General features: G+C 72.9%; 21 protein-coding genes. 7 read left to right on the top strand and 14 right to left on the bottom strand.

The window, feature by feature from the left end:
- Nucleotides 1-186 precede the first annotated feature (186 nt).
- The 6 genes from ACIBZJ_RS13750 to ACIBZJ_RS13725 form a co-directional block, all read right to left on the bottom strand.
- Entirely contained in the window at nucleotides 187-585 is a 399-nt protein-coding gene (locus ACIBZJ_RS13750) for a Fur family transcriptional regulator (protein WP_395929176.1), read from the bottom strand.
- 28 nt (nucleotides 586-613) lie between these two features.
- The gene (locus ACIBZJ_RS13745; RefSeq protein WP_395929174.1) at nucleotides 614-952 is read right to left on the bottom strand and encodes an ArsR/SmtB family transcription factor; all 339 of its coding nucleotides are present in this window, start codon (nucleotides 950-952) and stop codon (nucleotides 614-616) included.
- Complete coding sequence (locus tag ACIBZJ_RS13740; protein ID WP_395929172.1) at nucleotides 949-1797, bottom strand: metal ABC transporter permease; 849 nt, start codon at nucleotides 1795-1797, stop codon at nucleotides 949-951. The genes ACIBZJ_RS13745 and ACIBZJ_RS13740 overlap by 4 nt, the downstream gene beginning before the upstream one ends.
- Nucleotides 1794-2615: a metal ABC transporter ATP-binding protein gene (locus tag ACIBZJ_RS13735; protein ID WP_395929170.1), complete on the bottom strand. Its 822-nt coding sequence runs from the start codon at nucleotides 2613-2615 to the stop codon at nucleotides 1794-1796. The genes ACIBZJ_RS13740 and ACIBZJ_RS13735 overlap by 4 nt, the downstream gene beginning before the upstream one ends.
- Entirely contained in the window at nucleotides 2612-3529 is a 918-nt protein-coding gene (locus tag ACIBZJ_RS13730; RefSeq protein ID WP_395929168.1) for a metal ABC transporter substrate-binding protein, read from the bottom strand. Before ACIBZJ_RS13730 ends, ACIBZJ_RS13735 begins: the two co-directional genes overlap by 4 nt.
- A gap of 116 nt (nucleotides 3530-3645) precedes the next feature.
- Nucleotides 3646-3924, bottom strand: coding sequence for a DUF6703 family protein (locus tag ACIBZJ_RS13725; protein WP_395929166.1), 279 nt, complete (start codon nucleotides 3922-3924; stop codon nucleotides 3646-3648).
- 51 nt (nucleotides 3925-3975) lie between these two features.
- Here ACIBZJ_RS13725 and ACIBZJ_RS13720 point away from each other — a divergent pair, with 51 nt between their 5' ends.
- From ACIBZJ_RS13720 to dusB, 5 genes are all read left to right on the top strand, one after another.
- Nucleotides 3976-4347 carry an antibiotic biosynthesis monooxygenase family protein gene (locus tag ACIBZJ_RS13720; protein WP_395929164.1) on the top strand — a complete coding sequence of 124 codons (372 nt, stop codon included), beginning with the start codon at nucleotides 3976-3978 and terminating at the stop codon, nucleotides 4345-4347.
- Nucleotides 4348-4396: 49 nt separating this feature from the next.
- A complete protein-coding gene (locus ACIBZJ_RS13715) occupies nucleotides 4397-5050 on the top strand; it encodes a hypothetical protein (protein ID WP_395929162.1) in 654 nt (217 codons plus the stop codon).
- 114 nt (nucleotides 5051-5164) lie between these two features.
- Nucleotides 5165-6532, top strand: a complete 1368-nt coding sequence (locus ACIBZJ_RS13710; protein ID WP_395930206.1) for a glycine--tRNA ligase — start codon at nucleotides 5165-5167, stop codon at nucleotides 6530-6532.
- A gap of 170 nt (nucleotides 6533-6702) precedes the next feature.
- Complete coding sequence (locus tag ACIBZJ_RS13705; protein WP_395929160.1) at nucleotides 6703-7647, top strand: XdhC family protein; 945 nt, start codon at nucleotides 6703-6705, stop codon at nucleotides 7645-7647.
- A 63-nt stretch (nucleotides 7648-7710) separates the two neighbouring features.
- Nucleotides 7711-8853 (top strand): tRNA dihydrouridine synthase DusB, encoded by a 1143-nt coding sequence (gene dusB / locus ACIBZJ_RS13700; protein WP_395929158.1) that lies wholly within the window; start codon nucleotides 7711-7713, stop codon nucleotides 8851-8853.
- Nucleotides 8854-8944: 91 nt separating this feature from the next.
- Here the strand turns inward: dusB and ACIBZJ_RS13695 are convergent, their stop codons facing one another.
- Together ACIBZJ_RS13695 and ACIBZJ_RS13690 are read right to left on the bottom strand one after the other, a co-directional pair.
- Complete coding sequence (locus ACIBZJ_RS13695) at nucleotides 8945-9256, bottom strand: DUF952 domain-containing protein (protein ID WP_395929156.1); 312 nt, start codon at nucleotides 9254-9256, stop codon at nucleotides 8945-8947.
- A 38-nt stretch (nucleotides 9257-9294) separates the two neighbouring features.
- Entirely contained in the window at nucleotides 9295-12375 is a 3081-nt protein-coding gene (locus ACIBZJ_RS13690; RefSeq protein WP_395929154.1) for an ABC transporter substrate-binding protein, read from the bottom strand.
- 159 nt (nucleotides 12376-12534) lie between these two features.
- On the opposite strand from ACIBZJ_RS13690, the gene ppdK reads away from it, so the two are divergent.
- On the top strand, nucleotides 12535-15228 hold the full coding sequence (gene ppdK, locus ACIBZJ_RS13685) for a pyruvate, phosphate dikinase (protein WP_395929151.1): 2694 nt from the start codon (nucleotides 12535-12537) through the stop codon (nucleotides 15226-15228).
- Here ppdK and ACIBZJ_RS13680 read toward each other — a convergent pair.
- From ACIBZJ_RS13680 to ACIBZJ_RS13665, 4 genes are read right to left on the bottom strand one after another with little or no spacing between them, the layout of a single operon-like run.
- Nucleotides 15201-15701, bottom strand: coding sequence for a hypothetical protein (locus ACIBZJ_RS13680; protein WP_395929149.1), 501 nt, complete (start codon nucleotides 15699-15701; stop codon nucleotides 15201-15203). The two genes, ppdK and ACIBZJ_RS13680, sit on opposite strands and share 28 nt — an antisense overlap.
- Nucleotides 15702-15731: 30 nt before the next feature.
- On the bottom strand, nucleotides 15732-16709 hold the full coding sequence (locus ACIBZJ_RS13675) for an aldo/keto reductase (protein ID WP_395929147.1): 978 nt from the start codon (nucleotides 16707-16709) through the stop codon (nucleotides 15732-15734).
- Nucleotides 16706-17917, bottom strand: a complete 1212-nt coding sequence (locus ACIBZJ_RS13670; RefSeq protein ID WP_395929145.1) for a deoxyguanosinetriphosphate triphosphohydrolase — start codon at nucleotides 17915-17917, stop codon at nucleotides 16706-16708. The genes ACIBZJ_RS13675 and ACIBZJ_RS13670 overlap by 4 nt, the downstream gene beginning before the upstream one ends.
- Before the next feature lie 28 nt (nucleotides 17918-17945).
- Entirely contained in the window at nucleotides 17946-18866 is a 921-nt protein-coding gene (locus ACIBZJ_RS13665; RefSeq protein ID WP_395929143.1) for a diacylglycerol/lipid kinase family protein, read from the bottom strand.
- 83 nt (nucleotides 18867-18949) lie between these two features.
- Between ACIBZJ_RS13665 and ACIBZJ_RS13660 the strand changes: the two genes are divergently transcribed.
- Nucleotides 18950-19684, top strand: coding sequence for a DUF2786 domain-containing protein (locus tag ACIBZJ_RS13660; RefSeq protein WP_395929141.1), 735 nt, complete (start codon nucleotides 18950-18952; stop codon nucleotides 19682-19684).
- 570 nt (nucleotides 19685-20254) lie between these two features.
- Here ACIBZJ_RS13660 and ACIBZJ_RS13655 read toward each other — a convergent pair.
- Both ACIBZJ_RS13655 and ACIBZJ_RS13650 read right to left on the bottom strand, forming a co-directional pair.
- Nucleotides 20255-23122: an FtsX-like permease family protein gene (locus tag ACIBZJ_RS13655; RefSeq protein ID WP_395929139.1), complete on the bottom strand. Its 2868-nt coding sequence runs from the start codon at nucleotides 23120-23122 to the stop codon at nucleotides 20255-20257.
- A partial coding sequence (locus ACIBZJ_RS13650) for an FtsX-like permease family protein (protein WP_395929137.1) occupies nucleotides 23119-26198 on the bottom strand: 3080 nt, incomplete at its 5' end. The genes ACIBZJ_RS13650 and ACIBZJ_RS13655, both read right to left, overlap by 4 nt.

The following is a 26198-nucleotide window of genomic DNA, read 5'->3' as shown; positions in this document are numbered from 1 at the left end:
ACGCGGTCCGGTGCGCGCCCGCGGTCGGGTGCGCGCCCGCGGTCGGGTACGCGGCGGTGGGCCGGTAGGTCGGCGGCGGCGGGTCACCCTGTTGCGGCGGGCCGCCCTGCGACGGCGGGCCACCCCGCTACGGCGGGCCACCCCGCTACGGCGAGCCGCCTCGCTACGGCGGGGCGCCGGTGTGGGTCAGCCGGCTGCGGCGCACTCGGCGCAGGTGCCGAAGATCTCCAGCGTGTGGGAGACGTCCGCGAAACCGTGCTCGTCGGCGATCTTGTTCGCCCAGCTCTCGACCGTCGGCCCCGCGACCTCGACGGTCCGGCCGCAGACCCGGCACACCAGGTGGTGGTGGTGACCGCTGGAGCAGCGCCGGTAGAGGTGCTCACCGCCGGGCGGGCGCATGACGTCGATCTCTTCGGCGTCGGCGAGCGCCTGTAGCGTGCGGTACACGGTCGTCAGGCCGACGGACTCACCACGACGGCGGAGCAGCTCGTGCAGCTCCTGCGCACTGCGGAACTCCTCGACCTCGGAGAGCAGCGCCATGACCGCCGTCCGCTGACGCGTGGTACGGCCGACACTCGCCTGCATGTTCATTTCCTCCCGGTGGCCCGCGCCGTCATTCTCTCAGGTTTCCGGGAGCATGGGCGGCGTGCGCCACCGCGTCCCGCACCACGTGGGCGACGTGCGCATCCGTGAGCGAGTACGCGACCTCGCGGCCGCGGCGGTGGGACTCGACGACACCGGCGCCGCGGAGCACGCGCAGGTGCTGGGAGACGAGCGGCTGGGGCACGCCGAGGGCGTCCACCAGCTCGTGGACGCATTGGGCACCGGTGGCGAGCCGCATCACGATCGCGATCCGCAGCGGAGACGCCAGGGCCCGCAGCAGCTCCGCCGCGGGCGCGTAGTCTCCGACCGGCTCGAGCCGGCCCACCGCCTCCACCGGCGACTCGGTCATGCCGGCGACGGCTGACGGGCGATCGCCGACCGGCGGGCCAGCCGGCGGCCCAGCGCGGCCAGGGCCGTCACCACGAGGAACACCAGCACGGCCAGGACGACGATTGAGGCGCCGGACGGAACGTCCAGGTAGAACGAACCCACCGCGCCGGTCAGCGCGATCGTCACGCTCAGCGCCATCGCGCCCGCCATCGTCGCGACGAACCCGCGCGCGACCTGCTGCGCGGTCGCGACCGGGACCACCATCAGTGCGCTCACCAGCAGTACGCCGACGACCCGCATGGCGACGGTCACGGTCACCGCGGCCGACACCGCGAGCGCGATGTTCAGCACGCGCACCGGCACTCCCGAGACCCGTGCGAATTCCTCGTCGTGGCAGATCGCGAACAGCCACGGACGCAGCCCGATCGTGAACGCCAGCACGAGCGCGCCCAGGACCCCCATCACCAGCAGGTCGGACGGCGCGGTCGTCAGCAGCGACCCGAACAGGTACCCGAGCAGGTTCACGTTGCTGCTGCCCGCGGCCAGGCTGATCAGCAGCACGCCACCGGCGATACCGCCGTAGAACAGCATCGCGAGCGCGACGTCACCGGACGCCCCGCCGCGCGACCGGATCAGCTCGACCGCGACCGCACCGATCGCGGCGACGATCACCGCCGCGATCACCGGCGACGTCCCGGTGAGGAACCCGAGCGCGACGCCGGTCAGCGCGATGTGCCCGATGCCGTCTCCGACCAGCGACATCCGGCGCTGCACCAGGTAGATGCCGACGGCCGGCGCGGTGAGGCCGACCAGCACCGCGGCGATCAGCGCGCGGATCATGAAGTCGTAGTGCAGGATGCTCACCGGATCGGCCCCGGGGAGTGCGTCAGGCCGGCCTCCGGCGGGTTGCCGTGTACGTGGTGCCGGTCGGTGTCGATGTAGTAGCCACCGACGTGCCCACCGGCCCACGGGGCGCCGTCGTGGACGATCCGCCCGTGGTCGAGCACGACCGTGCGGGTCAGCAGATCGGCTAGCGGACCGACCTCGTGCAACACGATGAGCAGCGTCGTGCCCCGCGAAACCAGGCGCTCCACCGTCTCGGCGAACGCGCGCTGGTTCGCCGCGTCGACACCGGCGTTCGGTTCGTCCAGGACGAGCAGGTCGGGCTCACCGGCCAGCGCGCGGGCGATGAGTACCCGCTGCTGCTGGCCGCCGGAGAGCGTCGAGACGCGATCGCGGGCGCGGTCGGCCAGGCCCACGGTCTCCAGGGCGTCGCTCACGGCCGCGCGATCGGCCGCCGACGGCCGGTGGAGGAAGCCGCGGCGCGCGAGGCGCCCGCTGGTGACCACTTCGCGGACGGTGGCCGGCACGCCGGTCGCCGCCCCCGACCGTTGCGGCACGTACCCGACGCGACGCCAATCGGCGAAGTGGCCCAGCGGCGTCCCGAACAACCGGATCTCGCCGGTGCCCGCCGGTACCAGGCCGAGCAGCGTGCGGATCAGCGTCGACTTGCCCGAGCCGTTCGCGCCGAGCAGCGCCACGACTTCACCGGGGTTCACCGACACGGAGACGTTCCGCAGCACCGGACGCTCGCCGAGCACCACGGTCACCGCATCGACCGCCGCCACCGGCACGGCCGGGGCCACCGCCGTGGCCGGTTCGGCCCTGCGCGTTTCGCTCACCGACACGACAACGCGCCCCGCAGCGTCGTCAGGTTCGACCGCATCACCGAGAAGTAATCCGCCGAGCTGCCCTTTTGGATGCCTTCGATCGGGTCGAGAACCTCGGCCTTCGCCCCGACCTCCCGCGCCAGCGCCTGCGCGATCTTCGGACTGACCAGCGTCTCGAAGAAGATCACAGTGACCCCGTTCTTTTTCGCGTACGCCGCGGTCTCGGCCAGGCGGGCTGCGGACGGCTCCGCTTCCGGGGTGAGCCCGGTGATCGGTACCTGGGTCAGACCGTACCTCGCAGAGAGGTAACCGAACGCGTTGTGGCTCACGACTATCGTTTTCTGTTCGCAGTTCGCCAGACCGCTCTTGTACTCGGCGTCGAGCGTGGCCAGCTTCGTGTCCAAGGCCTTGGCATTGGCCGTGTATTCCGCCGCGTGCGCGGGGTCGAGCTTGCCGAACCGCGCGGCGACCGCGTCGGCGATACCGGCCAGCCGGGTCGGGTCGAGCCAGACGTGCGGATCCTTGCCCTTCTCGTCCCGGTGCAGTTCGCCTTCCTCCAGCGGCACGTACCCGTCGCGGAGCGGGGCGACGGTGGCGACGTCGAGCGACTTCTTCGCCGCCCCCTCGTCCACGGCGTCGTCCACCGCGGGCTGGAAGTCGCGGAGGTAGACGACCGCGTCGGCGTCGGTGACCTCGGCGACCTGCCGCGGGCTCAGCTCGAGGTCGTGCGGCTCGACGCCGGGCTGGACGAGGTTCGTCACCGCGACCCGGTCCCCGCCGACCTGCTGCGAGACGAACTGCAACGGATAGAACGCGGCGACGACGCCCAGCTTGCCGTCCGGCTTGTCGTCGGTGAGGGCGGAACAGCCGGCGACGACGGCCACGAGGAGCGCGGCGACGACCGCGCGGAGGGGGCGGGGGAACATGACAACGATTCTCATTAGCGATGAGATTGATTGTCAACTTCGCATATACATGGAGTGGTGTGACTCTCCGTCACGGACGGGCATCCCGCCCACGGTAGGGCCGTGCTCGGCGTCGATCAAAAGATCTTGGCCGTCGCGAACGTGAGCAGCACCACGACCGCGACCACCCGCACGGCGCGGGTGCCGGGGCTCGCAGAGCCCCAGGCCAGCCAGGCGAGCCACCCGACCAGCGCGGCGATCACCAGCACCAGGACGGCACCGGCCACCCCGGGGAGGAAGGCACCGGCGAGGAAGAGCACGATGACGGCCAGTACCAGAGCGAACCGCGGCACCCGGAGAAGGTAGGCCAGCAGGGCGGCCGATCGTGGTCCGACGGGGCGCTGGGTCTCGGACACGAAGTCCCTCCTGAGTAGCGTGGGAGGCCCCATCGTGGCAGAGGAGGAGCCTTGCTCGTCATCAGTCGGTTCGACGTGGCGGAAGCGGACGGCGACGGGTTCCTCGAGCGGGCCAGAGCGGCGCTCGGCGCGTTCGCGGTGCGGCCCGGCTTCGTGCGCGGGCGGGTCGGACGCTCCGCGGACGCCCCCACCGCCTGGGCGCTCACCACCGAGTGGGATTCGGTCGGCAGCTTCCGGCGCGCGCTTTCGGACTTCGACGTGAAGGTGCACGCCAGCACGCTGCTGGCCGAGTCGAGCGACGAGCCGAGCGCGTTCGAGGTGCTCGGTGCCTGGGACGGCGCGGTCGAGACCCAGGGCCGCACCGACCGCGCCGCCGACGCCGACACCACCCGCGTCGGTGACCGCCCGAGCACTGCGCGATAGCTCTTCTGGCGCTGGTGAGGCAGGCTGAGGGTGTGCGGAGTAATCGGTCATGACCTGGGTGCCACCCTCTAGCGGCGGCTACGGCCAGCAACCGTCGGGTCCTGCCTACGGATCGTCGGGCCCGGCGTACGGGATGCCTCCGGCCGGTCCGCCGGTGGGCCCACCTCCGGTCGCACTGAGTGAACGGGAGCAGAAGCGCGAACGGGCCCTCCGTGCGCTCCCGCCTCCGCCGCCCCCGCCGCCGGGGATGGGCGCGCGCCCGGCGTTCGCGCCTCCGGCCCCGCGGCCGACGCGCACCGTGCTGATCGTCTCGCTGGTCCTCGGCGCGACGCTGCTGCTGTGCTGCGGCGGCAGCGTCTTCGGTGTCGGTGGTCTGTTCTGGTACGGCTACAACACGCTTCAGTCGGACGCGGTGGCCGCGGTCGACGGGTACCTCGGTGACCTGCGCGACGGCCGGTACCAGCAGGCTTACGGCCGGCTCTGCCTCTCCGAGCGGCAGCAGCGCACGCTCGACGACTTCACCCGCGACGAACAGGCCACCGGGCAGGTGACCAGCTTCCAGGTCGGTGACGACATCCAGGTTGACCAGGACAGCGACTGGGTCATCACCGCCCAGGTGGCCCGGCGGGGCGGTGCGCCGGGCCCGGAGTCGTTCCCGGTGAATTTCGACGACGCCAACGCCGCGAGGATTTGTCCGGCCTGACGCGTACGGGCCCGAATGGGGTGGCGGGCTGCTCCGGCAACCGGGGTAGCCTGGCTCGGCATAACCCGCCGAACCGCCAGTCCGGATGGAGAGATCCCGGTGCCCGCCGACCGCATGGACGTCATCGTCAACTTGAGCAAGCGACGGGGCTTCGTGTTCCCGTCGAGCGAGATCTACGGAGGGCTCCGCGCCTCGTGGGACTACGGTCCGCTCGGCGTCGAACTGAAGACCAACGTCAAGCGCCAGTGGTGGAAGTCGATGGTCACCGGCCGTGACGACATCGTCGGCCTCGACTCGAGCGTGATCCTCGCGCCCGAGGTCTGGAAGGCCTCCGGCCACGTCGAGACGTTCACCGATCCGCTCACCGAGTGTCAGAGCTGCCACAAGCGATTCCGCGCCGACCACCTCGAAGAGGCGTACGAGGCCAAGCACGGCGCTTTGCCTGCTCACGGTTTGGCTGACGTCAACTGCCCGAACTGCGGCACGAAGGGCGCGTTCACCGCGCCGCGCCAGTTCTCCGGGCTGCTGAAGACGTACCTCGGCCCGGTCGAGGACGAGACCGGGCTCGCGTACCTGCGCCCGGAGACCGCGCAGGGCATCTTCATCAACTTCCTCAACGTCCAGCAGACGTCGCGGAAGAAGCCGCCGTTCGGCATCGCCCAGCAGGGCAAGAGCTTCCGGAACGAGATCACGCCGGGAAACTTCATCTTCCGCACGCGCGAGTTCGAGCAGATGGAGATGGAGTTCTTCGTCGAGCCCGGCACCGACGAGGAGTGGCACCAGTACTGGATCGACACCCGGCTGGCCTGGTACCTCGACCTCGGCATCTCCAAGGAGCGGCTGCGCCTGTACGAGCACGCCACCGAGAAGCTGGCCCACTACGCCAAGCGGACCGTCGACATCGAGTACAAGTTCGACTTCGCCGGCACCGAGTGGGGTGAGCTCGAGGGCATCGCGAACCGCACCGACTTCGACCTCGGCGCGCACGCGAAGGCTTCCGGTACCGACCTCTCCTACTTCGACCAGGAGAAGGGCGAGCGCTGGACGCCGTTCGTCATCGAGCCGGCCGCGGGTGTCGACCGCGCGCTGCTGACGTTCATGCTCGACGCGTACACCGAAGACGAGGCGCCGAACGCCAAGGGCGTGCTGGAGAAGCGCACCGTGATGCGGTTCGATCCGCGGCTCGCGCCGGTGAAGGCCGCGGTGCTGCCGCTCTCGCGCAACGCCGACCTGTCGCCGAAAGCGCGTGACCTGGCGGCGTTGCTGCGTCGCAATTGGAACGTCGACTTCGACGACGCGGGCGCGATCGGGCGCCGGTACCGCCGTCAGGACGAGATCGGGACGCCGTACTGCATCACGGTCGACTTCGAGACGCTCGACGACCAGGCCGTGACGATCCGCGAGCGGGATTCGCGGTCGCAGGAGCGGGTCGGTCTCGACGCGGTCGAGGGCTACCTGGCGACGCGCCTTCTCGGCTGCTGACCTAGCACCCGGATAGCGGCGGCGACCAGGCCCGGGGTCGCCGCCGCGACCAGGAGGGTGCCGATCGGGGGTGCGACCCGATCGTCGCCGCCGACCGGTGCCGCCACTCGGCGCGTCGTGGATCCTGTCCGTCGGGTGCCCTCGGACGCTACTCGGGGAAGGATGGACGCATGCGCGAGATCGGGCGGACGGTAGCGGAGTGGCTGGGCGCGGGGCACCGGGTCGCGGTGGCCCGGGTGGTCGACGTGCACGGGTTCGGCGCGGTGCCCGCGGGTGAGGTGCTCGCCGTCTCCGACGACGGGTCGCGGGTCGGTTCGTTGCTGCGCGGGGTGGCGGATCCGGTGGTGGCGTCGGCCGTACCGGCGGCGCTGTCGGGGTCGGCGTCGGTGGTGTCGGCGCCGGTCGGGGAGTCGGACGCGGTGGCGGCGGGGCTGGCCTGCGCGGGGTCCGCGCGGATCCTGGTGCACCCGGTCTCCGACCGCGCCGTCTGGGACGCTCTCGCGTCGGGGCAGCCGGTGGCGCTGGCGACGTCGTTGACGTCGGGCGAGTCGGTATCTGTCTCGCCGCAGGACACCGACGCGGGTTCTGCCGGGGCGGAGGCGGCCCGGTTGCTCTCGGCCGGGGTTTCCGCCCGTTCGGTGGTCGACGACGTTCTGGTGGACGCCTGGGCGCCGGTTCCCACCGTGGTGACGATCGGCGGCGGGGTGCTGGCGGCGGCGCTGGCGGCGCAGGCGGGGCTGCTGGGGTGGACGGCGCAAGACATCGTGTCGGTGCCGGACGCGGTCGCGGCGGTGGAGGCGTTCGGCCCGGCCGACGTGCTGGTGCTGCTGGATCACGACCCGGCGATGGACGAGTTGCTGCGGGCCGGCCTCGCGCACGGCCGCGGATTCCTGGGCGCGCTGGGGTCGAGGCGGACGCAGGCGGCGCGGCGGGAACGGTTGCTGGCGGCCGGGGTGCCGCCGGAGGCCATCAACCGGATCCACGGACCGGTCGGGCTGGACCTCGGTGCGAAGTCGCCCGCCGAGACGGCGGTGAGCATCGTCGCCGAAGTGATCGCCGCCCGTGCCGGCCGCGCCGGCGCCGCGTTGCGCGCGTCGGACGTCGCGATCCACTGACGCTCGCCGGGCCGGCCGGCCACCGGAGCGGCCACCCCCTGGGGGCGTGAGAAGGTGGAGTACGTGACTTCCGCACTTGCCGTCGCTCGCCCGCTCACGGTCGGTCCGCACACCGTCGACCCGCCGGTGGTGCTGGCACCGATGGCGGGAATCACGAACGTGGCATTCCGGCGGCTGTGCCGGGAGCACGGCGGCGGGCTGTTCGTCAGCGAGATGATCACGACGCGGGCGCTGGTCGAGCGCAACGAGAAGACGATGAAGCTGATCACGTTCGGCGAGGGCGAGCAGCCGCGGTCGATCCAGCTGTACGGGGTCGATCCGGACGTCGTCGGGCGCGCGGTCGAGATGGTCGTGCAGGAGGATCTCGCCGATCACATCGACCTGAACTTCGGGTGCCCGGTGCCGAAGGTGACCCGTCGCGGGGGCGGCTCGGCGCTGCCGTTCCGCCGTCGCCTGTTCGCGGCGATCGTGTCCCGGGCGGTGCGGGCCACGGCCGGGACGTCCGTGCCGGTCACCGTGAAGCTGCGGATCGGGATCGACGACGACCACATCACTTTCCGGGACGCCGGGCGCGCCGCCGAGGACGCCGGGGTGGCAGCGGTGGCGCTGCACGGACGTACCGCGGTGCAGTTCTACGGCGGGCGCGCGAACTGGGAGCCGATCGCGGAGCTGGCTTCTTCGCTGTCCGTGCCGGTGCTGGGCAACGGCGACATCTGGGAGGCCGACGACGCCGTCCGGATGGTTCGCGAGACCGGATGCGCCGGCGTGGTCGTCGGCCGTGGGTGCCTCGGGCGGCCGTGGCTCTTCGCCGACCTGGCGGCGGCGTTCGCCGGGCGTCCGGAGCGGGTGCGGCCCCGGCTGGGCGAGGTGGCGGTCACCATGCGCAGGCACGCGGAGCTGCTGGCCGAGTGGAAGGGCGAGGCCTGGGGGCTGCCGGATTTCCGGAAGCACGTGGCCTGGTACCTGAAGGGGTACCCGGCCGGGTCGGCGCTGCGGCGGGAGCTCGCGATGGTCAGCACGCTGGCCGAACTCGACGACCTGCTCGCCCGGCTCGACCCGTCGGCGCCGTTCCCGACGACGGAGATCGGCGAACCGCGGGGGCGCACGACCGGGGCCCGGCGCGTGGTGCTGCCGGACGGCTGGCTCGACGACCCCGACGCGATGACGGCACCCACCGACGCCGAACTGGACGTCTCGGGCGGCTAGCCGTCAGCCGAGCCCAGCTCCGACTTCATGTCTTCCCGCTGATGGCGCCCGGGCCGGAGGTGTTCGGCGTACGCGTCCCCGCCGAGCGGCACTAGCTGTCGGAGCGGACCGGGGTGACCTCGGTGACGGCGTCCATGGGCAGGGGGCCGTAGAAGTGCGGGAAGGACTCGCCGTCTCCGCCGAGTTCCCAGCGGAGATCGTCGCCCAGTCGCTCGGCGTCGACCGCCAGCACCAGCAGCCCCGTCTCGCCTCCGAAGAACCGGTCGAGGGTTCCGGGGAGCTGGGTAGCGGTCGAGAGGTGGACGAAGCCGTCACGCAGGTCGTCGGGCGAGCCCTGGTAGCGCTCGGTGGCCTGCGCGGCCGCCCACTCGTCGGCGCGGAGAATTTTGTACACGGTCGTCACTCTCCAACCGTATCGCTCCGCCGCGCGAGCCCGCGCACCTACGAGACCCAGACCCTCGACAGGTCCGGCACCGCCCAGAGTGAGCTCACGAACAGCTCGTGCACGTCCTCGCCGTACAGCGCGAGCCGCCGCTGGTCGAAGAACGGAATCGCCGGGGTGTACTGCTCGATCTGACCCGCCATCGCCCGGTACGCCAGCGCTGCCTTCGCGCGATCCGGCATGCGGCCGATCCGGTCGAGGGCGGCGTCGATCGACGGCAGGTTCAGATAGCTGACGTTCGTGCTCGCTGAATCCCGGATCCCGCGACTCGAGTAGAGGTACGGCAGCATCGCGTTGCCGTCCAGATAATCCGGGTTCCACTCGCACAGGTAGAGGTCGTAGGGATTGTCGCGCCGGCCGACCGCCGCGAGGTAGTCGTCGATCTCCACCGGGCGCGCAACGATCGTCACCCTGGCCCGCGCGAACGCGGCCTGCACCGCGGCCGCGAACCGTTCCCCCTCGATGCCGGTCTTGTACGCGAGGGTGAGCGTCACCTGTGCACCGTCGAGCGCCGCCATCGCCGCGCCCGGGTTGCCCGACCGTTGGGTGCGCGACGGGCCTTCCTGGTACCCCGGGATCCGCGGCGACAGCAGGCTGTTCGTCGGCTCGCCGACGTAGTTGCCGCCGAGCGCGGCGAGCGCCGAATCCCGGTTGAAGGCCAGGCTGAGTGCCTGGCGACGGCGGCGGTCGCTGACCCGCTGCGTGTTGAAGCACAGGTCGCGGTGGCCGGGGCCGTAGCCGTCGACCAGGCGGCCCGACAGTCCGAGGCGGTAGACCTCGGACGTCAGGCTCGCGTCGACGGTGCTCATCTGGATGCCGCGCGGCCGGCTGGTGCCCATCATCAGCTCGGTCGCCGCCAACCGGTTCACGCCGAAGTGCACGACGTACCGGTCGGGGTAGTCGGTACGGACCGGGTCGGTGTTCGCGTCCCACTGCGGGTTGCGGACCAGCGTCAGGCTCGATCCGACGTCGTCGACGCGGTACGGACCGGTGACCGGGACCGGGTCCCCGGCGGTCGGCGCCCAACCGGCCGGTACCGCCGCGGTGACCGGGAGCGTGGCCATCGCGGCCAGGTCCGGGTGCGGTGCGCCGAAGCTCAGCCGCAGCGTGCGCGCGTCGGGCACCTCGACGCCGTTCGGGTAGGGCGCCTCCGAACTCGGGCCCGCGTAGACGCTGCGGTAGTCGGTCCGGCCGGTGAGCCACCGCTGGAGATAGGTGGACCCGGTCGCCCGCGGCGAGAACGAGCGCGCGATGCCGCGGGCGACGTCCGCGGCGGTGACCGGAGTGCCGTCGGCGAACTTCACACCCTCCCGGATCGTGAACTCCCACGTCCGTCCGCCGTCGGTGCTGCGTCCGGTGTCGGTCGCGAGGTCGCCGACCAGCGTCGGCGGGTTGACGCCGTCCTCGCGGTACGTGGTGAGGGTGCGGGCCAGCAGGCGGGAACTGGCCATCATGCCGTCGCCGAAGTGGTTCTGGATCGGGTCCAGCTCCCAGTACCGGGCCGCCGCGTACACGTCCGCGGTGCCTCCGCGCCGGGCTCCGGCGACGGCAGGCGCAGGTCCCTTTGCGTCGTCGTCGGCCGCGACCTGCCGGACCGTGAGGTCCGGCAGCGGTGACGGCACCGGATCGGCCGTCCGGTCGGTCGGGCCGGGCCACCCGTTCCAGACCACTGCGGCCCCCGCCGCTACGGCCAGCGCGAGGGCGGCCACACCGGTCCGTATCGCCAACCGCCTTTTGCCGGACGTCCGAGAGCTCACCGCCGCAGGCATCACCGCCGTACCGGACCCGGGCGCCCCCATCGCGGAAGATCCTGTCGCGGCCCCGGCCGGCCCAGGACTCACGGGCGTGGCTCCCGAGAGCGACTCCCCGGGTGGGGTGGCCCCGGCCGACGCCGAGGGCGAGCCCACGGCAACCACACCGTCGGACGACGCGCCCCGCGCGTCCGGGGACCCGGCCTCGGCGTGGGGGTCCTCGGCGTGCGGGGGGCCTGCGGGCGGCCCACCGGGCGGTGTGGCCCCGGGCGGGGTGGCCCCAGGAGTGGGGGCGGCTCCGGCGGGGTCGGCGGCGGCCGGGATGCCCACGGGCGGCGCGGGCGGCGTAGTCCGGACGGGCGGGACGGCCGCGGGGTGCGGGCCGGGACCGTCGATCTGGACGGTCGTCGCGCCGGCTCCGCGGGGAGGGCTACCGCCTCGCGCGCCCGGACCGAGCGCGCGTTCGCCGAGTGGACCCGCGCCGGCTCCTCGTGGGGGCGGGGCGGGGAGGGCGTCCGGGCGGCCCAGGGTCAGCGCGTTCAAGAGCTCCCGGGTGCTCGGACGCGAACCCGGATCCTTGCGTAACGCCGCCGCGGTCAGCGCCCGCAGCGTCGGCTCCAGGCCCGAGAGGTCGGGCTCGACCTCCAGCGTCCGGAACAGCATCACCTCGGGCGCCCCGACTCCGAACGGCGGCCGGCCCGTGCCGGCGAAGCACACGACCGCGCCCCAGGCGTACACGTCGGTCGCCGGCGTCACGGTCTCGCCCCGGAACTGCTCCGGCGCCATGTACGGCGGCGACCCGATCGCGCCGGTGGTCAGGCCACTGACCACGTCCGCGGCCCGGGCGATGCCGAAGTCGATCACCCGCGGGCCGAACCGCGAGAGGATCACGTTGCTCGGCTTCAGATCCCGATGGATGATGCCGGCCTCGTGGATCGCGCTCAGCGCGGTCACGATCCCGATCGCCACCTGATCGAGCGCCCCACCGCTGAGCGGCGAGCCGTCGTCGACGTCCTGCTGCAGCGTCGGGCCCTCGACGAACTCCGTGACCAGGAACGGCTGCTCTCCCTCGACGTCCACATCGAGAACAGCAGCCGTGCTGAAGCGGGCCACCCGGGCCGCCAGAGCGGCCTCGGACCGGAAGCGGGTCCGGAAGTCGGCGACCTCGGCCAGGTGCGGATGGATCACCTTCACCGCGACCGGCCGCCCGTCGGCCTCGGACACCCCGGCGTAGACGATTCCCATCCCGCCAGAGCCGAGCCGGCCGGTGAGGAGGTAGCGCCCCAGCCGCTGCGGGTCGCTCGACCGAAGGGGCTGCGCCGTACCCACGGGCGCAGCGTAGCGGCGTCCCGCCAGACGGAACCGAGGGGGCGACCTGAATCGGATCAGTCCGACGTAATGGCGTGCGTTCACTCACAGAGGGGCACGATTCCTGGTACGGCCTCATAACCTTCGGCCATTCCGTCGCCGGTGAAGAGGAGACGACTCGTGCCTGAAACGAAGTACGTGTACGACTTCGCCGAGGGGAACAAGGATCTCAAGGATCTCCTCGGCGGCAAGGGCGCGAACCTCGCCGAGATGACGAACCTCGGCCTGCCGGTTCCGCCCGGGTTCACGATCACCACCGAGGCCTGCACGGTCTTCCTGGAGACCGGCTCCACCCCGAGCAGCCTCGACGACGAGGTCACGACCCACCTGGACGCGCTCGAGAGCGCCCGCGGCAAGCGCCTCGGAGACCCCGACGACCCGCTGCTGGTCAGCGTCCGGTCCGGGGCGAAGTTCTCCATGCCCGGCATGATGGAGACGGTCCTCAACGTCGGGCTGAACGACCGGTCGGTCGAGGGCCTGGCCCGCCAGGCCGACAACGAACGCTTCGCGTGGGACTCCTACCGCCGGCTGATCCAGATGTTCGGCAAGACCGTCCAGCACATCGAAGGTGAGGCCTTCGAAGACGCTCTGGACGAAGTGAAGCGCGCCAAAGACACCGACAACGACCTCGATCTGGACGCGGACGACCTCCGGAAGGTCGTCGACGCCTACAAGGGCATCGTGCGGGAGCACACCGGCGCCGACTTCCCGCAGGACCCGCGGGAGCAGCTGACCGCGGCGATCAACGCGGTGTTCAACTCGTGGAACTCCGACCGGGCCGTGCTCTACCGGCGGCAGGAGCGGATCCCCGGCGACCTCGGCACCGCGGTCAGCGTGGTCGCGATGGTGTTCGGCAACCTGGGCATGGACTCGGGCACCGGCGTGGCGTTCACCCGTGACCCCGGCACCGGCGAGCAGGGCGTCTACGGCGACTACCTGCAGAACGCCCAGGGCGAGGACGTGGTGGCCGGCATCCGGAACACGGTGCCGCTGCAGGACCTCGAAAAACTCGACAAGACCTCGTACGACCGGCTCATGGAGATCATGGCCACGCTCGAGGGGCACTACAAAGACCTCTGCGACATCGAGTTCACGGTCGAGGCCGGCCAGCTCTGGATGCTGCAGACCCGGGTCGGCAAGCGCACCGCCGCGGCCGCGTTCCGGATCGCGTCCCAGCTCGTCGACGAGGGCGTCATCGACCTCGACGAGGCCGTGCAGCGGGTCACCGGCGAGCAGCTCGTCCAGCTGATGTTCCCGCAGTTCGACACCACGGCGAAGGTCCATCAGCTGGGCCGTGGCATGTCGGCGTCGCCGGGTGCGGCGGTCGGCAAGGCCGTGTTCGACTCGTACACCGCGGTGAAGTGGTCGCGGTCGGGAGAGAAGGTCATCCTGGTGCGCCGGGAGACCAACCCCGACGACCTGAACGGGATGATCGCGGCCCAGGGCATCCTGACCAGCCGCGGCGGCAAGACGTCGCACGCGGCCGTGGTGGCCCGCGGCATGGGCAAGACCTGCGTCTGCGGCGCCGAGGAGCTGCAGGTCAACACGAAGCGGCGCTACCTCACCGCGCCCGACGGCACCGAGGTGCACGAGGGCGACGTGATCTCGGTCGACGGGACGACCGGGCGGGTCTACCTCGGTGAGGTCCCGGTCGTGGACTCGCCGGTCGTGTCGTACTTCGAAGGTGTCGTCGAAGAGCAGGACGACCTGGTGCAGGCCGTGCACCGGATCATGACGCACGCCGACAGCACCCGCCGGATGGGCGTCCGGGCCAACGCCGACACGGCCGAGGACGCCGAGCGGGCCCGGCGGTTCGGGGCCGAAGGCATCGGGCTGTGCCGCACCGAGCACATGTTCCTGGGGGAGCGGCGTCAGCACGTCGAGCGGCTGATCCTGGCCGAGGACGACGAGCAGCGCGACCAGGCGCTGGAGGCGTTGCTACCGCTGCAGCGCTGGGACTTCCTGCAACTGCTCACCGCGATGGACGGGCTGCCGACGACGATCCGGCTGCTCGACCCGCCGCTGCACGAGTTCCTGCCGAACATCACCGAGCTGTCGGTACGGGTGGCGCTGGCGGAGTCGCGCGGTGAGAAGAACGAGAACGACCTGCGGCTGATGCAGGCCGTGCACCGGCTGCACGAGGCGAACCCGATGCTGGGCCTGCGGGGCGTTCGGCTGGGGCTGGTCGTCCCGGGGCTGTTCGACCTGCAGGTGCGGGCGATCGCCGAGGCCGCGGCCCAGCTGCTGAAGCTGGGCAAGGATCCGAAGCCGGAGATCATGATCCCGCTGGTGGGGTCGGTCCAGGAGCTGGAGATCATCCAGGCCGACGCGAAGAAGGTGCTGGCCGAGGTCGCCGAGCAGACCGGCGAGGAGCTGTCGATCCTGATCGGGACGATGATCGAGCTGCCCAGGGCGGCGCTCACCGCCGACCAGATCGCCGAGGCGGCCCAGTTCTTCTCGTTCGGTACCAACGACCTCACCCAGACGACGTGGGGCTTCTCCCGCGACGACGTCGAGGCGGCGTTCTTCTCCACCTACCTCGAGGTCGGGATCTTCGGGGTGTCGCCGTTCGAGACGATCGACGTCGACGGCGTCGGCGAGCTCGTGCGGATCGGCACCGAGAAGGGGCGGGCCACGCGTCCGGACCTGAAGGTCGGGGTGTGCGGTGAGCACGGCGGAGACCCGGACTCGGTGCACTTCTTCAACGAGGTCGGGCTGGACTACGTGAGCTGCTCGCCGTTCCGGGTGCCGGTCGCCCGCCTCGAAGCGGCACGGGCGACCGTGTCTCAGGAGGGCGGCTCCGACAGCCGTTGAGCCAGTCGCGCCGCCACCGCGTGCAGGAACGCGGTGGCGGTGCGGTCGTCGACGGTCAGCGGGTCGGCCGACAGGGTCAGGTGGGCGATCGTGCGGATCGCCAGGCTCTCGCCGCCGTCCCCGGTCGTGACCACCGCGGGCCGGCGCACCCGGGCGCCCAGCGTGAGGATCGGGCCGGTCCAGCCGGGGATCGCCGGAGCCGCGAGCAGGGCGTGCGGCTCCTCCAGCACCAGCAGCGTCTTGGCCGGATCGACCTTGGCCGACGCCGGGTCGGCCAGCAGCCGGGTGATGCCGTCCCCGGTCAGGTCGCGGACGCCCGGCAGGTAGGCCAGGCGCCCGTCGATGCGGGTCACGATCGGGTATTCGGCGAGCTCACGAGCGTCCACCACCGCTTCGAGAAGTGCCGGGAGGCCCGCGCCCGGGTCCACGACCTCGGCGTCGACGGAGAAGACGGAACGTGCCGCGGGCAGCATCAGGAAGCTCCAGGGGGCGGAAGTCGTCTCTCAGAATCCCGCGGCGGCGTGCGGGACGTACGGTTCTTCCAGCATCCCGATCTCGGCCCCGGTCAGCTCCAGGTCGGAGCCGGCGACCGCGTCGTCCAGGTGCGACAGCTTGCTCGCGCCGATGATCGGCGCGGTCACGCCGGGCTTCGACAGCAGCCACGCGAGCGCGATCTGGGCGCGGGGGACACCGCGCTGCTCGGCGACCCGGGCCACCGCCTGGACGACGGCACGATCGGCCTCGTCGGCGAGGTCGTAGAGCTTGCTGCCGAACGCGTCGGTCTCACTGCGGTTCGTCGTGACGTCGGGGTCGCGGGTGAGCTTGCCGCGGGCCAGCGGCGACCACGGGATCAGCCCGACGCCGGCGTCGGCGCAGAACGGGTTCATCTCCCGCTCCTCCTCGCGGTTGAGCAGGTTGTAGTGGTTCTGCATGCTGACGAACCGCGTCCAGCCGTTCCGCTCCTGGACGTGCAGGTACTTGGCGAACTGCCACGCCCACATCGAGCTCGCCCCGAGGTAGCGCGCCTTACCGGCCTTGACGACGTCGTGCAGCGCCTCGGCGGTCTCCTCGATCGGCGTGTGCGGGTCGAACCGGTGGATCTGGTACAGGTCGACGTAGTCGGTGCCCAGCCGGGTGAGGCTCGCGTCGATCTGGGCCATGATCGCTTTGCGCGAGAGCCCGGCGCCGTTCGGGCCGTCGTGCATCCGCCCGTGGACCTTCGTCGCCAGCACGATCTCGTCGCGCCCGGCGTAGTCGCGGAGCGCCTTGCCGACGATCTCCTCGCTGCTGCCGAGCGAATACACGTTCGCGGTGTCGAAAAAGTTGATGCCGTGTTCGATCGCCCGCTTGATGAACGGGCGGCTCTCGTCCTCGGCCAGGGTCCACTCGTGGTTGCCGCGCTTCGGGTCGCCGTAGGTCATGCAGCCCAGGCAGACGCGGGAGACCTCGAGCCCGGTGGTGCCCAGGCGGGTGTACTTCATTGCGGATCCCTTCGGGTCAGGCGATCGTGCCAGGCCACCGCGGCCGGGTCGGTCAAGCTCGCGACCTGGTCGATGACCACGCGCAGCCGCGCCGCGTCGTCGGCGGCGGCCTTCCACAGCGGCGCGAACACCGGGTCGAGGGCGTCCGGGGCGCGCTGCAGCAGGGCCTCGACGAGGTCGGTCAGGATCGCGCGCTGCCACTCGTAGCGGGCCGCGGCGCCCGGCCGGTTCATCACGTACCGCAGCGCCAGCCCCTTGAGCAGCGCGCACTCGGCGCGGGCCCGGCGGGGCACGACGAGGTCGGCGGCGTATCCCTCGAGGGGCTCCGGCCCGGCGACCTCCCGCGTCGCCCGCACGGCGACCGCCGACAGGCGTCCGACCAGGGCGCTCGTGACCTGCTTGAGCCGGGCCTGGGCCGGGTGGCTGCCGTCGTAGGAGGCCAGCCCTCCGACGATCGGCTCGGTCAGGAGTTCGTCGAGGACGCTCTCGAGATCGGTCGCGCTCTCCGGCGAGTAGGCCTGGGCGACGTCAGCGCAGAGCGCCAGTCGTTCGTCCGGATCGGCGAGGAGCTCGAGCCGTACGTGCCGGGCGTGCACACCGTCCTCGAGGTCGTGTACCGAGTACGCGACGTCGTCGGCCCAGTCCATGATCTGGGCTTCGAGGCATTTCCTTCCGTCGGGGGCCTGCTCGCGGTACCAGCGGAATACCGGCAGGTCATCGGTGTACACGCCGAATTTCCTGGTGCCCGGCGTGCGTACCCACGGGTACTTCGTCACCGCGTCGAGCGTCGCCCGGGTGAGGTTCAGGCCCGCGTCGGGGACCTTGGCCTCCAGCCGGCTGACGACGCGCAGCGTCTGCGCGTTGCCCTCGAACCCCCCGGCCGGGCCGGCGATCTCGTGGAGCGCGTCCTCGCCGTTGTGTCCGAACGGCGGGTGCCCCAGGTCGTGGGCCAGCCCCGCGGTGTCGACGACGTCCGGGTCGGCGCCGAGAGCGACACCCATCTCGCGGGCGATCTGGGCCACCTCGAGCGAGTGGGTCAGCCGGGTCCGCAGGAAGTCGTCTTCCCCGGCGGTGATCACCTGGGTCTTCGCGGCCAGCCGCCGGAACGCCGCGGAGTGCAGCACGCGAGCCCGGTCGCGCTGGAACGGCGTGCGACCGGTGCCCGGATCCTTGGCCGGTTCCGCGACCAGTCGCTCGGCGCCGTTCATCAGCACGGAGCGTAACCCGGGTGCGAGGTCACCAGACCGCGCGGGCCGAGCCCGCGGTCAGCACCGACCAGACGCCGGGCTTGACCTCCCACGTGCGCGTCCGGACCGGATCGCTCACCTCTCCGTCGGTGTTCACCCGGAACGGCTCGGCGCCGTCGGCCGCCGAGATCACCACCGAACGTCCGCGGTACACCTGCACGTCGTCCCTGCGCAGATGGACGCCGTCCCGCATCGCCAGCCCGTAGGCGTATCGGTTGCGGGCGCCCTCGACCGCGGCCACCACCACGTCCAGCAGTCCGTCGTCCGGCTCGGCGTTCGGGGCCAGCGGGGTGCCGCCACCGATCGAGCGCCCGTTGCCGACGCCGAGCATCAGCACCGGGGTGGTGGGGCCGTGCACCTCGGCGCCGTCGATCTCGATCGTCATCGGCCAGCCCTCGCTGCTGAACCCGGCGACCATCGCGCCCAGCGGGTACGCGGCGATGCCGAGCGCGGGCTTCCAGCCGGTCGCCAGGCGTCCGGCTTCGGCGCCGACGCCCGCGTGCGCGGCGTTGACCAGCACCTCGCCGCTGTCGTCGACCGCGATGTCCAGCACCCGCGGACGCCCGTCGAGCACGGTCTCGGCGGCGCCCACCGGGTCGAGCGGGATGCCGAGCGTCCGGGCCAGGTCGTTGCCGGTACCGAGCGGGATCAGGCCGAACGGGCGCCCGGCGTCGAGCATGTCGGCGTCGTACATCAGCTGGACCGCGGCGTGCAGCGACCCGTCGCCGCCGGCCAGTACCGTCGTCCGTTCCCGGTGGACGCGGAGCGCGGCGCCGAGCGCGTCGAGGTCGGCCGTGCGCACGACGACCACGTCGGCCACCCGCCGCAGCACCTCCACCGCCTTCTCGACGGCAGCGAGTTCGGTGCTTCCGGCACCTTCGTTCACGATGACGAGCAGCTCCCGCGGCATGCGTCGAGCCTAGGTGGCCGAGTTGTCCACAGCGACTCGGGTGCGTGTCGACTTGGGTGGGCGGAGCTGTTTCAGTGGGCTCCATGACCGTTCCGTCGGACGCCAAGCTGGCGACCATCCGCAAGCTGCTCGCCCAGGCCGAGGACACCGCCGCGAGTCCGGCCGAGGCCGAGACGTTCACCGCGAAGGCGGCCGAGCTGATGGCGCGCTACGGCGTCGACCTGGCGATGCTCGCCGACGGCGACTCGTCCGCGGACGAGATCGCCGACCGGTGGATCACGCTGGATCCGCCCTACGCGCTCGACAAACGCGATCTGCTGACGAGCATCGCGCGGGCGCTGGGCCTGCGCGCGATCCTCCGGACGATCCCCGGCGGCGAGATCTCCGCGATGCTGTTCGGGTACCGGTCCGATCTCGAGCGTTCCGAGATCCTGTTCACGTCGTTGCTGCTCCAGGCCGTGCGGGGGATGGTGGCGACGCCGGTGCCCCCGAGCGAGAACAAGGCCGCGTTCCGGCGCGCCTGGCTGGCCGGCTTCAGCGCGACGGTCTGGCGTCGGCTGCAGGCGGCGGAGCAGCGCGCGCGGGAGGAGGCCACCGAGTCGGGCTCGACGAGCGCGACCGGCCGCTCGGCCGAGCTCGTACTGGCCGACCGCCGCTCGACGGTCGACGCCCAGTTCGCGGAGGCGTTCCCGCGGCTGGGCACCGCCCGCAACCGGCGGCTGAGCAGTGGACGGGGCCACGAGGCCGGCGTCGAGGCCGGCGCCCGGGCCGACCTGGGCCACCCGGGCCTGAGCCGCCGCCGAGCCCTCCGCCACTGACCCCGGCCGCCGGGACCGGGCTGCCCGGGTGGGGCTGCCCGAGGGTGGGCCGCCGGGGCGGGGCCGCCGGGGGTGGGGCCGCCGGGGGGGGTGGGGCTGCCCGGGGGTGGGGCCGCCGGGGGGTCGGGCCGCGTGGGGGTGGGGCCGCGGGCTGGGTCGTTGGGGTGGGCCGCCGGGGTGCGGGGCCGCGGGGCCTGGGTCGTTGGGGCGGGGCCGCCGGGGATGGGCCGCGGGGCCTGGGTCGTTGGGGTGGGCTGCCAGGGGTGGGCCGCCGAGGTCGTGTCGCTGGGGTGGGCCGCCGTGGCTGTGCCGCTGGGCCGGTCCGCCGGGAGTGGATCGCTGGGGTCGTGTCGTTGGGCCGGTCCGACGGGTTGTGTCGCTGGGCCGCGCCGTTGGGGTCGTGTCGCCGGGGCCCGGGCCCGGGGCTGGGGCTGGGGCTGGGGCTGGGGCGCCGGCTTCCGGGTTGCCGGGGGTCGGATCGCTGGAGCCGGCCTGGCCGGACGGGCCGGACGGGCCGGGTCGGGTCGCGGCGTGAGGCGTCTGGGCCGTCCGGCCGGCCGGACTCGGGACCTAGCCGCCGACTCGGAGGACCTCTCCCAGTCGGCGGCGTCGCCTCGCGGCGGCTTCGGCGGCGACCGTCGCGACCAACGCGGCGAGCAGCAGCACGGCGGCAACCACCGGCAGCCACCACGGCGTCACCGGCACCGGAGCGGCCGCCTGCGCGGTGAGGGTGCGCAGGGCCAGGGCGCCGAACGTCAGCTTCACCAGGAGCAGACCCAGCAGGGGGCCGCCGAGGGCGGCGACCAGCACGGGGGGCAGCAGCTCGCCCGCGGCCACCCGGTAGGTGTCGCGCGGACGCAGCCCGAGCGTCCGCAGCCGCGCCAGCGTCACCCAGCGTTCGGGTGCGCTGGCGGCGGCGCTGAGCGCGAAGCCGAGCAGCCCCAGCGCCAGCAGCGTTCCGGCCGCGATCCGGTCCAGCGCGGTCAGGCCCGCGTTGAGCGGAGCGTTCCGCCGATCGCGGAGGACGTCCGCGCGCACGACCTCGGTCCCGCGGCCGGCGGCGACCGCGTCGATCGCCCGCGCCGCTCCGGGCCCATCGACCCAGACGGTGTCGGGGACGAACGGCACGCCGACGTCGGCGAGGCCCGAGCGGGCATCCGCCACGATCACGTCCGGCGAGCCGCTGATCTCCGGCGCGGTGCCGATGGCCACGACCTCGATCGGGCGGGTGCCGTCGCGGAGGATCCGCACCGTCATCCCGGGCCGGAGGCTGCCGTCGTCCGACCGCACCAGCACCGGGATCTTGCCGTCGACCTTCGTCCGGAGCCGGGCCAGGTCGGGGACGTCCGGCAGCGGGTTGTTCGCGAGCAGACGCTGGAACGCGGCCGCGTCGAGGACGGCGAGCGCCGGCGTGCCCGCGTCTCCATCGGCAACGGCCCGGACGCTGTCGATGATCTGCCCGGTGACGACCTGGGTGACGCCGGGCGCGGCGGCGATCTGCCGGGCGAGGCTCGGGGTGGACGCGAGCGCGTCGCCGGACACGTCCAGCCGCGCGTCCGCGCCGACCGTGCGCCAGGCCCCGTCGGCGGTGCCCCGGGCGGCGGTCGTGTCGAGCGTGACCGCGAACGCGGCCAGCGAGACGGTGGAGATCAGCACCAGCAGCGGGAGCGCGCGGGTCGCGGTGGCGGCGGCCCTGGCGGCGGCGAACACCGCCAGCGCGCGACGCGAGCGCAGGAACTGACGCAACGCCAGCCCGGTAGCGGCCGGCATCAGCCGGAGCAGGAGGAGCGCTCCGGCCAGGACTCCCAGCGTCGGCGCGCTGGCCGGCAGCGCGGTGTCACCCCCGCCGATGCGGGTGTTGGCGGCGGCGACCGCGGCCCCGTCGAGCGTGGTTCCGCCGGCGGTTTCGGCGCCACCCAGCCCGCCGCCGGACCCGCCGACGATCCCGCGCTGGTGGAGAGCGAACAGCGCGCCGACCGCCGCCGCGACCACCGCCAGGTCGATCGCGGCCCGGCGCAACTGCGTGGTGCGTTCTTCCCGGCGCCGGGCGGCCCGGTTCGCGGGCTGCCGCCGGTCACGCGTGGCCCTGGCCGCGGTGAGGGTCCCGAACGCCGGCCCGGCCGCCAGCGCGCACAGCACGACGACCATCGACCATCCGATCGCAGCCCCACCCGCTATCAGCCACGACAGCCCGATCCCGACCGCCGCGGCCGGTAGCGTCACCGCGGCCGACTCGATCAGCAGTTCGGTGGCGAACGTGGGCAGCCCGGCGCCTCGCTGCCGGGCGGCGATCAACGCGACCGACCGGCGCCGCGCGAGCAGGTCGGCGGTCAGCAGCAGTACCAGCACGGCCCCGGCTAGCACCGCGATCAGCAGCACCGAGGCCTGCGCGAACGCGGCGTTCACCCGCGCCCGGACGTCGAGCAGCACGCCGTCGAGCCGGGTGTCCCACTTCAGCGACTGGTCGCGCTGCGCGGACGAGCCCGACGAGGCCTTCAGTGCGATCACGGTCGACGCCAGCCGTTGCGCGGACTCCCAGGTGAGCGCGTCCGGGTCGGCGGCGAACCAGACCGTGCGCCGGGACTGATCGGGCAACAGCGCGAGCCGGGCGTCGGGAAGGGACTCGGCGGTGAGCAGGCCGCCCAGCCGGGTGCTGCCGGCACCGTCCAATCCGGGCACCGGCTGCAGCACCCACGGGACCAGCCGCCAGGCCGGGTCCTCCCGGTCGACCGGCCGGAAGATGCCGCTGACCAGCACGTTGTACTTGTTGCGCTGCTCGTCCTCGACCGGGACGTGGTCACCCGGACCGAGCTTCAGCTGGGCCGCCTCGGCCTCGGACAGCCCGACCTGCACCTCCCACGGAGGGGCGTCGTACGAGACCTCGGGGTCGCCTTTCGCGGTGCCACCCGGCGCGCGGCCGGAGACCCACGTGACGGCGGGGCCGCCGTTGACGTTCTGGACGTAGTTGAGCTGGAACCGGCGCTGGATGCTGCCGTCGGTGACCACCAGCGAGGTGCCGGTGACGGTCGTGACCGGCGGTTCGAGCGCCTTCTGCAGACTCGGGTCGAGGGCCTGCAGGGCCTGTTTCCGGATGAGGTCGACGTCGTCGGCGAGATCGTCGTCGCGCACGCGCCCGCCGGTCGGGCCGTAGTCGTCGGGCCAGCGCGCGTCGACCTGGACGGTCGCGTCGGGTCCGGCGCGCCGGATCGCGTCCCGGGCGGCCTCGTCCGCCGTCGTCCGCAGCATCGGCGGCACCGCGGCCGCCAGCAGCGTGACGATCAGGACGACGCCGGCGACCAGCGCCAGCGGCCCCCGGTCGGCCCGCGCCCGGCCCCGCACGCTCGGCCAGTGCACCACCGGCACCCAGTTACTCGGCCGCCGGCCTTCGGCGATCGCCTGCCTGCTCCGGCCACCGCCTGGCGACTGCCGGGGAGTCACGACGCCACCCTGAGGTGAGCCGCATCCGCCCGGCGGGTCTGGACGGTGACCACGGCCGCGACCGCGAGCCCGGCACCGATCACCAGGATCGCCAGCAATCCGGCCTCCGCCGCCCAGGGCCACCGCGTCACGACCGCCGGCACCGGAGCGGCGCCGGTGTCCGACCGGATCAGCAGCGGCGCGACCGCCCAGGTGGCGGCCGCCCCGATCAGCGTGCCCGCCACCACCAGCGGCAACAGCACGGCGGCGTGCTCACCCAGCAGCGCGGCCCGGATGTCCCGCCGAGACATCCCGAGGCCCCGCAACCGCGCCACCTCCAACGCCCGGAGCTGCACGTCGTAAGCCACGTACAGCACCACCCCGCCGAGCAGCAGCGCCACCGCCGCGGCGACGAGCACCCGCAGCATCGCCGGCAGCGAAGCCCGCAGCGGCCCACCGGTCAGCCGCGACACCTCGTTCGCCCGGGTGGTCACTTCACCGAGACGCAGCGCATCCACCCGGGCCGTCGCGTCCGAGCGCGGGTGCCCCACCCACCACGCGGTCACGTGGGAGTCGAGGTCCCCGTGGAACGCCAGTGCCCGCGACAGCGTGTCCACATCGGCCAGCGCCGCGGCGGTTCCCGGCACGGACGGGATCGACGGCACGATCCGGACGACCACCGCCGCCAGCGGCGTGGTGCCGAACGACAGGTTCAGCTTCGAACCCGGCCGGACCTTCACGTCCCGCGCGAACGCCGACGACACCGTGATCGGCACCGGCCCGGGATTCGCGAACGACGTCGCCACCATGACCCGGCTCAGATCGTGCGGGTCGCTGAACCCCACGCCCGCCCGGAAACGCAGCCGACCGGCGTCCGCCGAGACCGTCGGCGAGGTCAGCTGGGCCGCCTCGGGTGAGGCCGCGCGGGCCTTCCACGACGCCGGGGACGCCGACCCGGCGGGCAGGGTCATCGTCAGGTCGATGGTCGCGTCCGGCCCCCGCGACGGGACACCGGTGACCGGCAGCACGACCGCGACCAGCCGCAATCCGTCCACCGACGCACAGCCGGGCACCGGATGGGGACGCCCGTCGAGCGGGACGGCCGGTCCGTTGCACGTGGTGCGCAGCCCGGTCGCGTCCTCGAGAAGTAGTTGGGGAGTGACGACGAGCGGGCCGTCGGAGGCCGTGCCGGTGATCGTCGGCGTAGCCGACCGGGGGAGGGCCGGGCCGGACACCGGGGCCTTCGGAGGGAGGCCCCGGACGGCCTCGACCCACGAACCGTCCGTGCGGCCACGAAGGACACCGGCCGCCCGCCGGGTGTCGAGCGCGATCAGCTGCGGCGGGTCGCCGCTGCCGCCGAGCCACTGACCGACGGCCACGTTCCGTACCGTCACCGGGCTGACCTCTCCGCCGGTGGCGGCCCGTACCACCGCGCCCTGCCCGGCGACCGGCGGCTCGGCCAGTGTGACCGCGAGGTCGGTGCCGACCGACAGGTCGGCCTGATCGTGCTGGGACGCGGTCCAGGTGGCGCCGAACGCGGTGCCGAACGTGGCCGCCGCGCAGCCGAGCCCGATCAGCAGACCGGCCGCGAACGCCTGCGGACGACGTGAGGCCTGGAACGTGGCCAGCGGAATCACCAGGCCGCGGGCCGATACGGCCAGCCGCTCGGCCCGGCGCAGCAGACGCGGAAGCACTCGCAGCGCGAGCGCAACGCTCGCGGCCAGGATCAACGCGGGGGCGAGCACGCGGACGGCGTCCGCGCGGGTGCCGGCCGCCGCCGGCTGCGCGCTCAATTGCCACCAGGCGACCGCGGCCAGCGCGCACAGCAGCACGTCCGCGCCGGACCGGGCCAGCAGTTCCCGGCGCGTACGGGTCGCCCGTGGTGCCGGCCGTACGGCCAGCACCACGTGCAGCACCGCGAGCGCCAGCGCACCACCGACGACCGCCGCGACCTGCACCACGGTCACCGACGGGCGGGCCCCGAGCCCGGCGTCGACCAGCGGTGGCAGATGTGTGAGCCCGGCGTGCAGCGCGGCCGACGCCGGAATCGCCACCGCCACCGCGACCACCGTGAGCAGCAGCGCCTCCATGACCGCGACCACTGCGAACTGTCCGGGGCTGAGGCCCAGAGCGGCCAGCAGTTCGCCTTCCGAAGCCCGGACGCCGGTCGCGAGCCGCCCGGCCAGCGCCAGCGCGATCGCGGTGAGCACGAAACCGATCAGCGCGAACGCGAGTACCGAGCCCGCGATCAGCTCCTGCTGATGCCGGGCGTCGATGATCGTCTGCGGGATCGGCGACGAGACGCGCTCGAACTCCACGCGGTCACCGAGCGTGCCACCGAGTTTGCGGTCGGCGCCCAGCAGCGAAGCGGACAGCCGGTCGAGGTCGCGGCCGGTCGGCGCGGACAGGTCGGGACGGGCGTCGACCTCGAGCCGGTCGAGCGAGGAGCCGCTGTTCAGCAGGTCGTCGAGCGGCACCAGGAACGGTCCGTACGCGTTCACCTGCTGGGCGTAGATCGCGTCGGCCGGTTTCGGGTCGAAGCCGGTGCCGCTGAGCGGATCGCGCGACCAGGCGTCGTCCGGACGCGGACGGACCAGCCCGACCACGGTGAGATCCACCGCCGGGGCCGTTTCCCGGCCGATCTGCTCGCCGAGGTGCACCCGGCTGCCGACCTCGAGGCCGAGACGGCGGGCGACGCTCTCGAACACGACGGTCTCGCCGCTCGACGGCCACCGGCCCGACGCCAGCGACACCTGGGCCGACAGATCCTCGACCCCGGAGAGGTACGCCTCCGCGAGCAGGCCCCGGTCGTCGTCGCTGGCCATCGGCAGCCGGTGCATCACCGACGACGCCCGCATGACGGTCGTCGCGCGGAACGGTCGGGTGGCGTCCGAAAGCACCCGGCGGGTGTCGGCCGCGACCGAGCGCGCGTTCGTCGCCCCGATCTTCACCGTGTAGGCGATCGCGTACAGCTCAGCGGGATCGGCCCGGGACGCGGCTACTTCGACGGCTCGTTGGGAGGTTTGGGTCATGAGTTGGGTGCTGGTGCCGAGGAGGGTGGCGCCGAGGGTGAGGACGGTGAGGAGGGTGGTGAGGA

The sequence above is a fragment of the Cryptosporangium sp. NPDC051539 genome (genome assembly GCF_044454545.1).
Classification (GTDB): Bacteria; Actinomycetota; Actinomycetes; order Mycobacteriales; family Cryptosporangiaceae; genus Cryptosporangium.
The sequence above is the reverse complement of the archived record's forward strand: the minus strand, read 5'-3'. Positions and strand labels throughout refer to the sequence as shown.

Bases quoted from the DNA above. Each gene is read 5' to 3' on its own strand.
- ACIBZJ_RS13750 (WP_395929176.1), bottom strand. From the start codon at position 585: ATGCAGGCGAGTGTCGGCCGTACCACGCGTCAGCGGACGGCGGTCATG.
- ACIBZJ_RS13745 (WP_395929174.1), bottom strand. From the start codon at position 952: ATGACCGAGTCGCCGGTGGAGGCGGTGGGCCGGCTCGAGCCGGTCGGA.
- ACIBZJ_RS13730 (WP_395929168.1), bottom strand. From the start codon at position 3,529: ATGTTCCCCCGCCCCCTCCGCGCGGTCGTCGCCGCGCTCCTCGTGGCC.
- ACIBZJ_RS13715 (WP_395929162.1), top strand. From the start codon at position 4,397: ATGACCTGGGTGCCACCCTCTAGCGGCGGCTACGGCCAGCAACCGTCG.
- ACIBZJ_RS13710 (WP_395930206.1), top strand. From the start codon at position 5,165: ATGGACGTCATCGTCAACTTGAGCAAGCGACGGGGCTTCGTGTTCCCG.
- ACIBZJ_RS13705 (WP_395929160.1), top strand. From the start codon at position 6,703: ATGCGCGAGATCGGGCGGACGGTAGCGGAGTGGCTGGGCGCGGGGCAC.
- ACIBZJ_RS13680 (WP_395929149.1), bottom strand. From the start codon at position 15,701: ATGCTGCCCGCGGCACGTTCCGTCTTCTCCGTCGACGCCGAGGTCGTG.
- ACIBZJ_RS13675 (WP_395929147.1), bottom strand. From the start codon at position 16,709: ATGAAGTACACCCGCCTGGGCACCACCGGGCTCGAGGTCTCCCGCGTC.
- ACIBZJ_RS13670 (WP_395929145.1), bottom strand. From the start codon at position 17,917: ATGAACGGCGCCGAGCGACTGGTCGCGGAACCGGCCAAGGATCCGGGC.
- ACIBZJ_RS13665 (WP_395929143.1), bottom strand. From the start codon at position 18,866: ATGCCGCGGGAGCTGCTCGTCATCGTGAACGAAGGTGCCGGAAGCACC.
- ACIBZJ_RS13660 (WP_395929141.1), top strand. From the start codon at position 18,950: ATGACCGTTCCGTCGGACGCCAAGCTGGCGACCATCCGCAAGCTGCTC.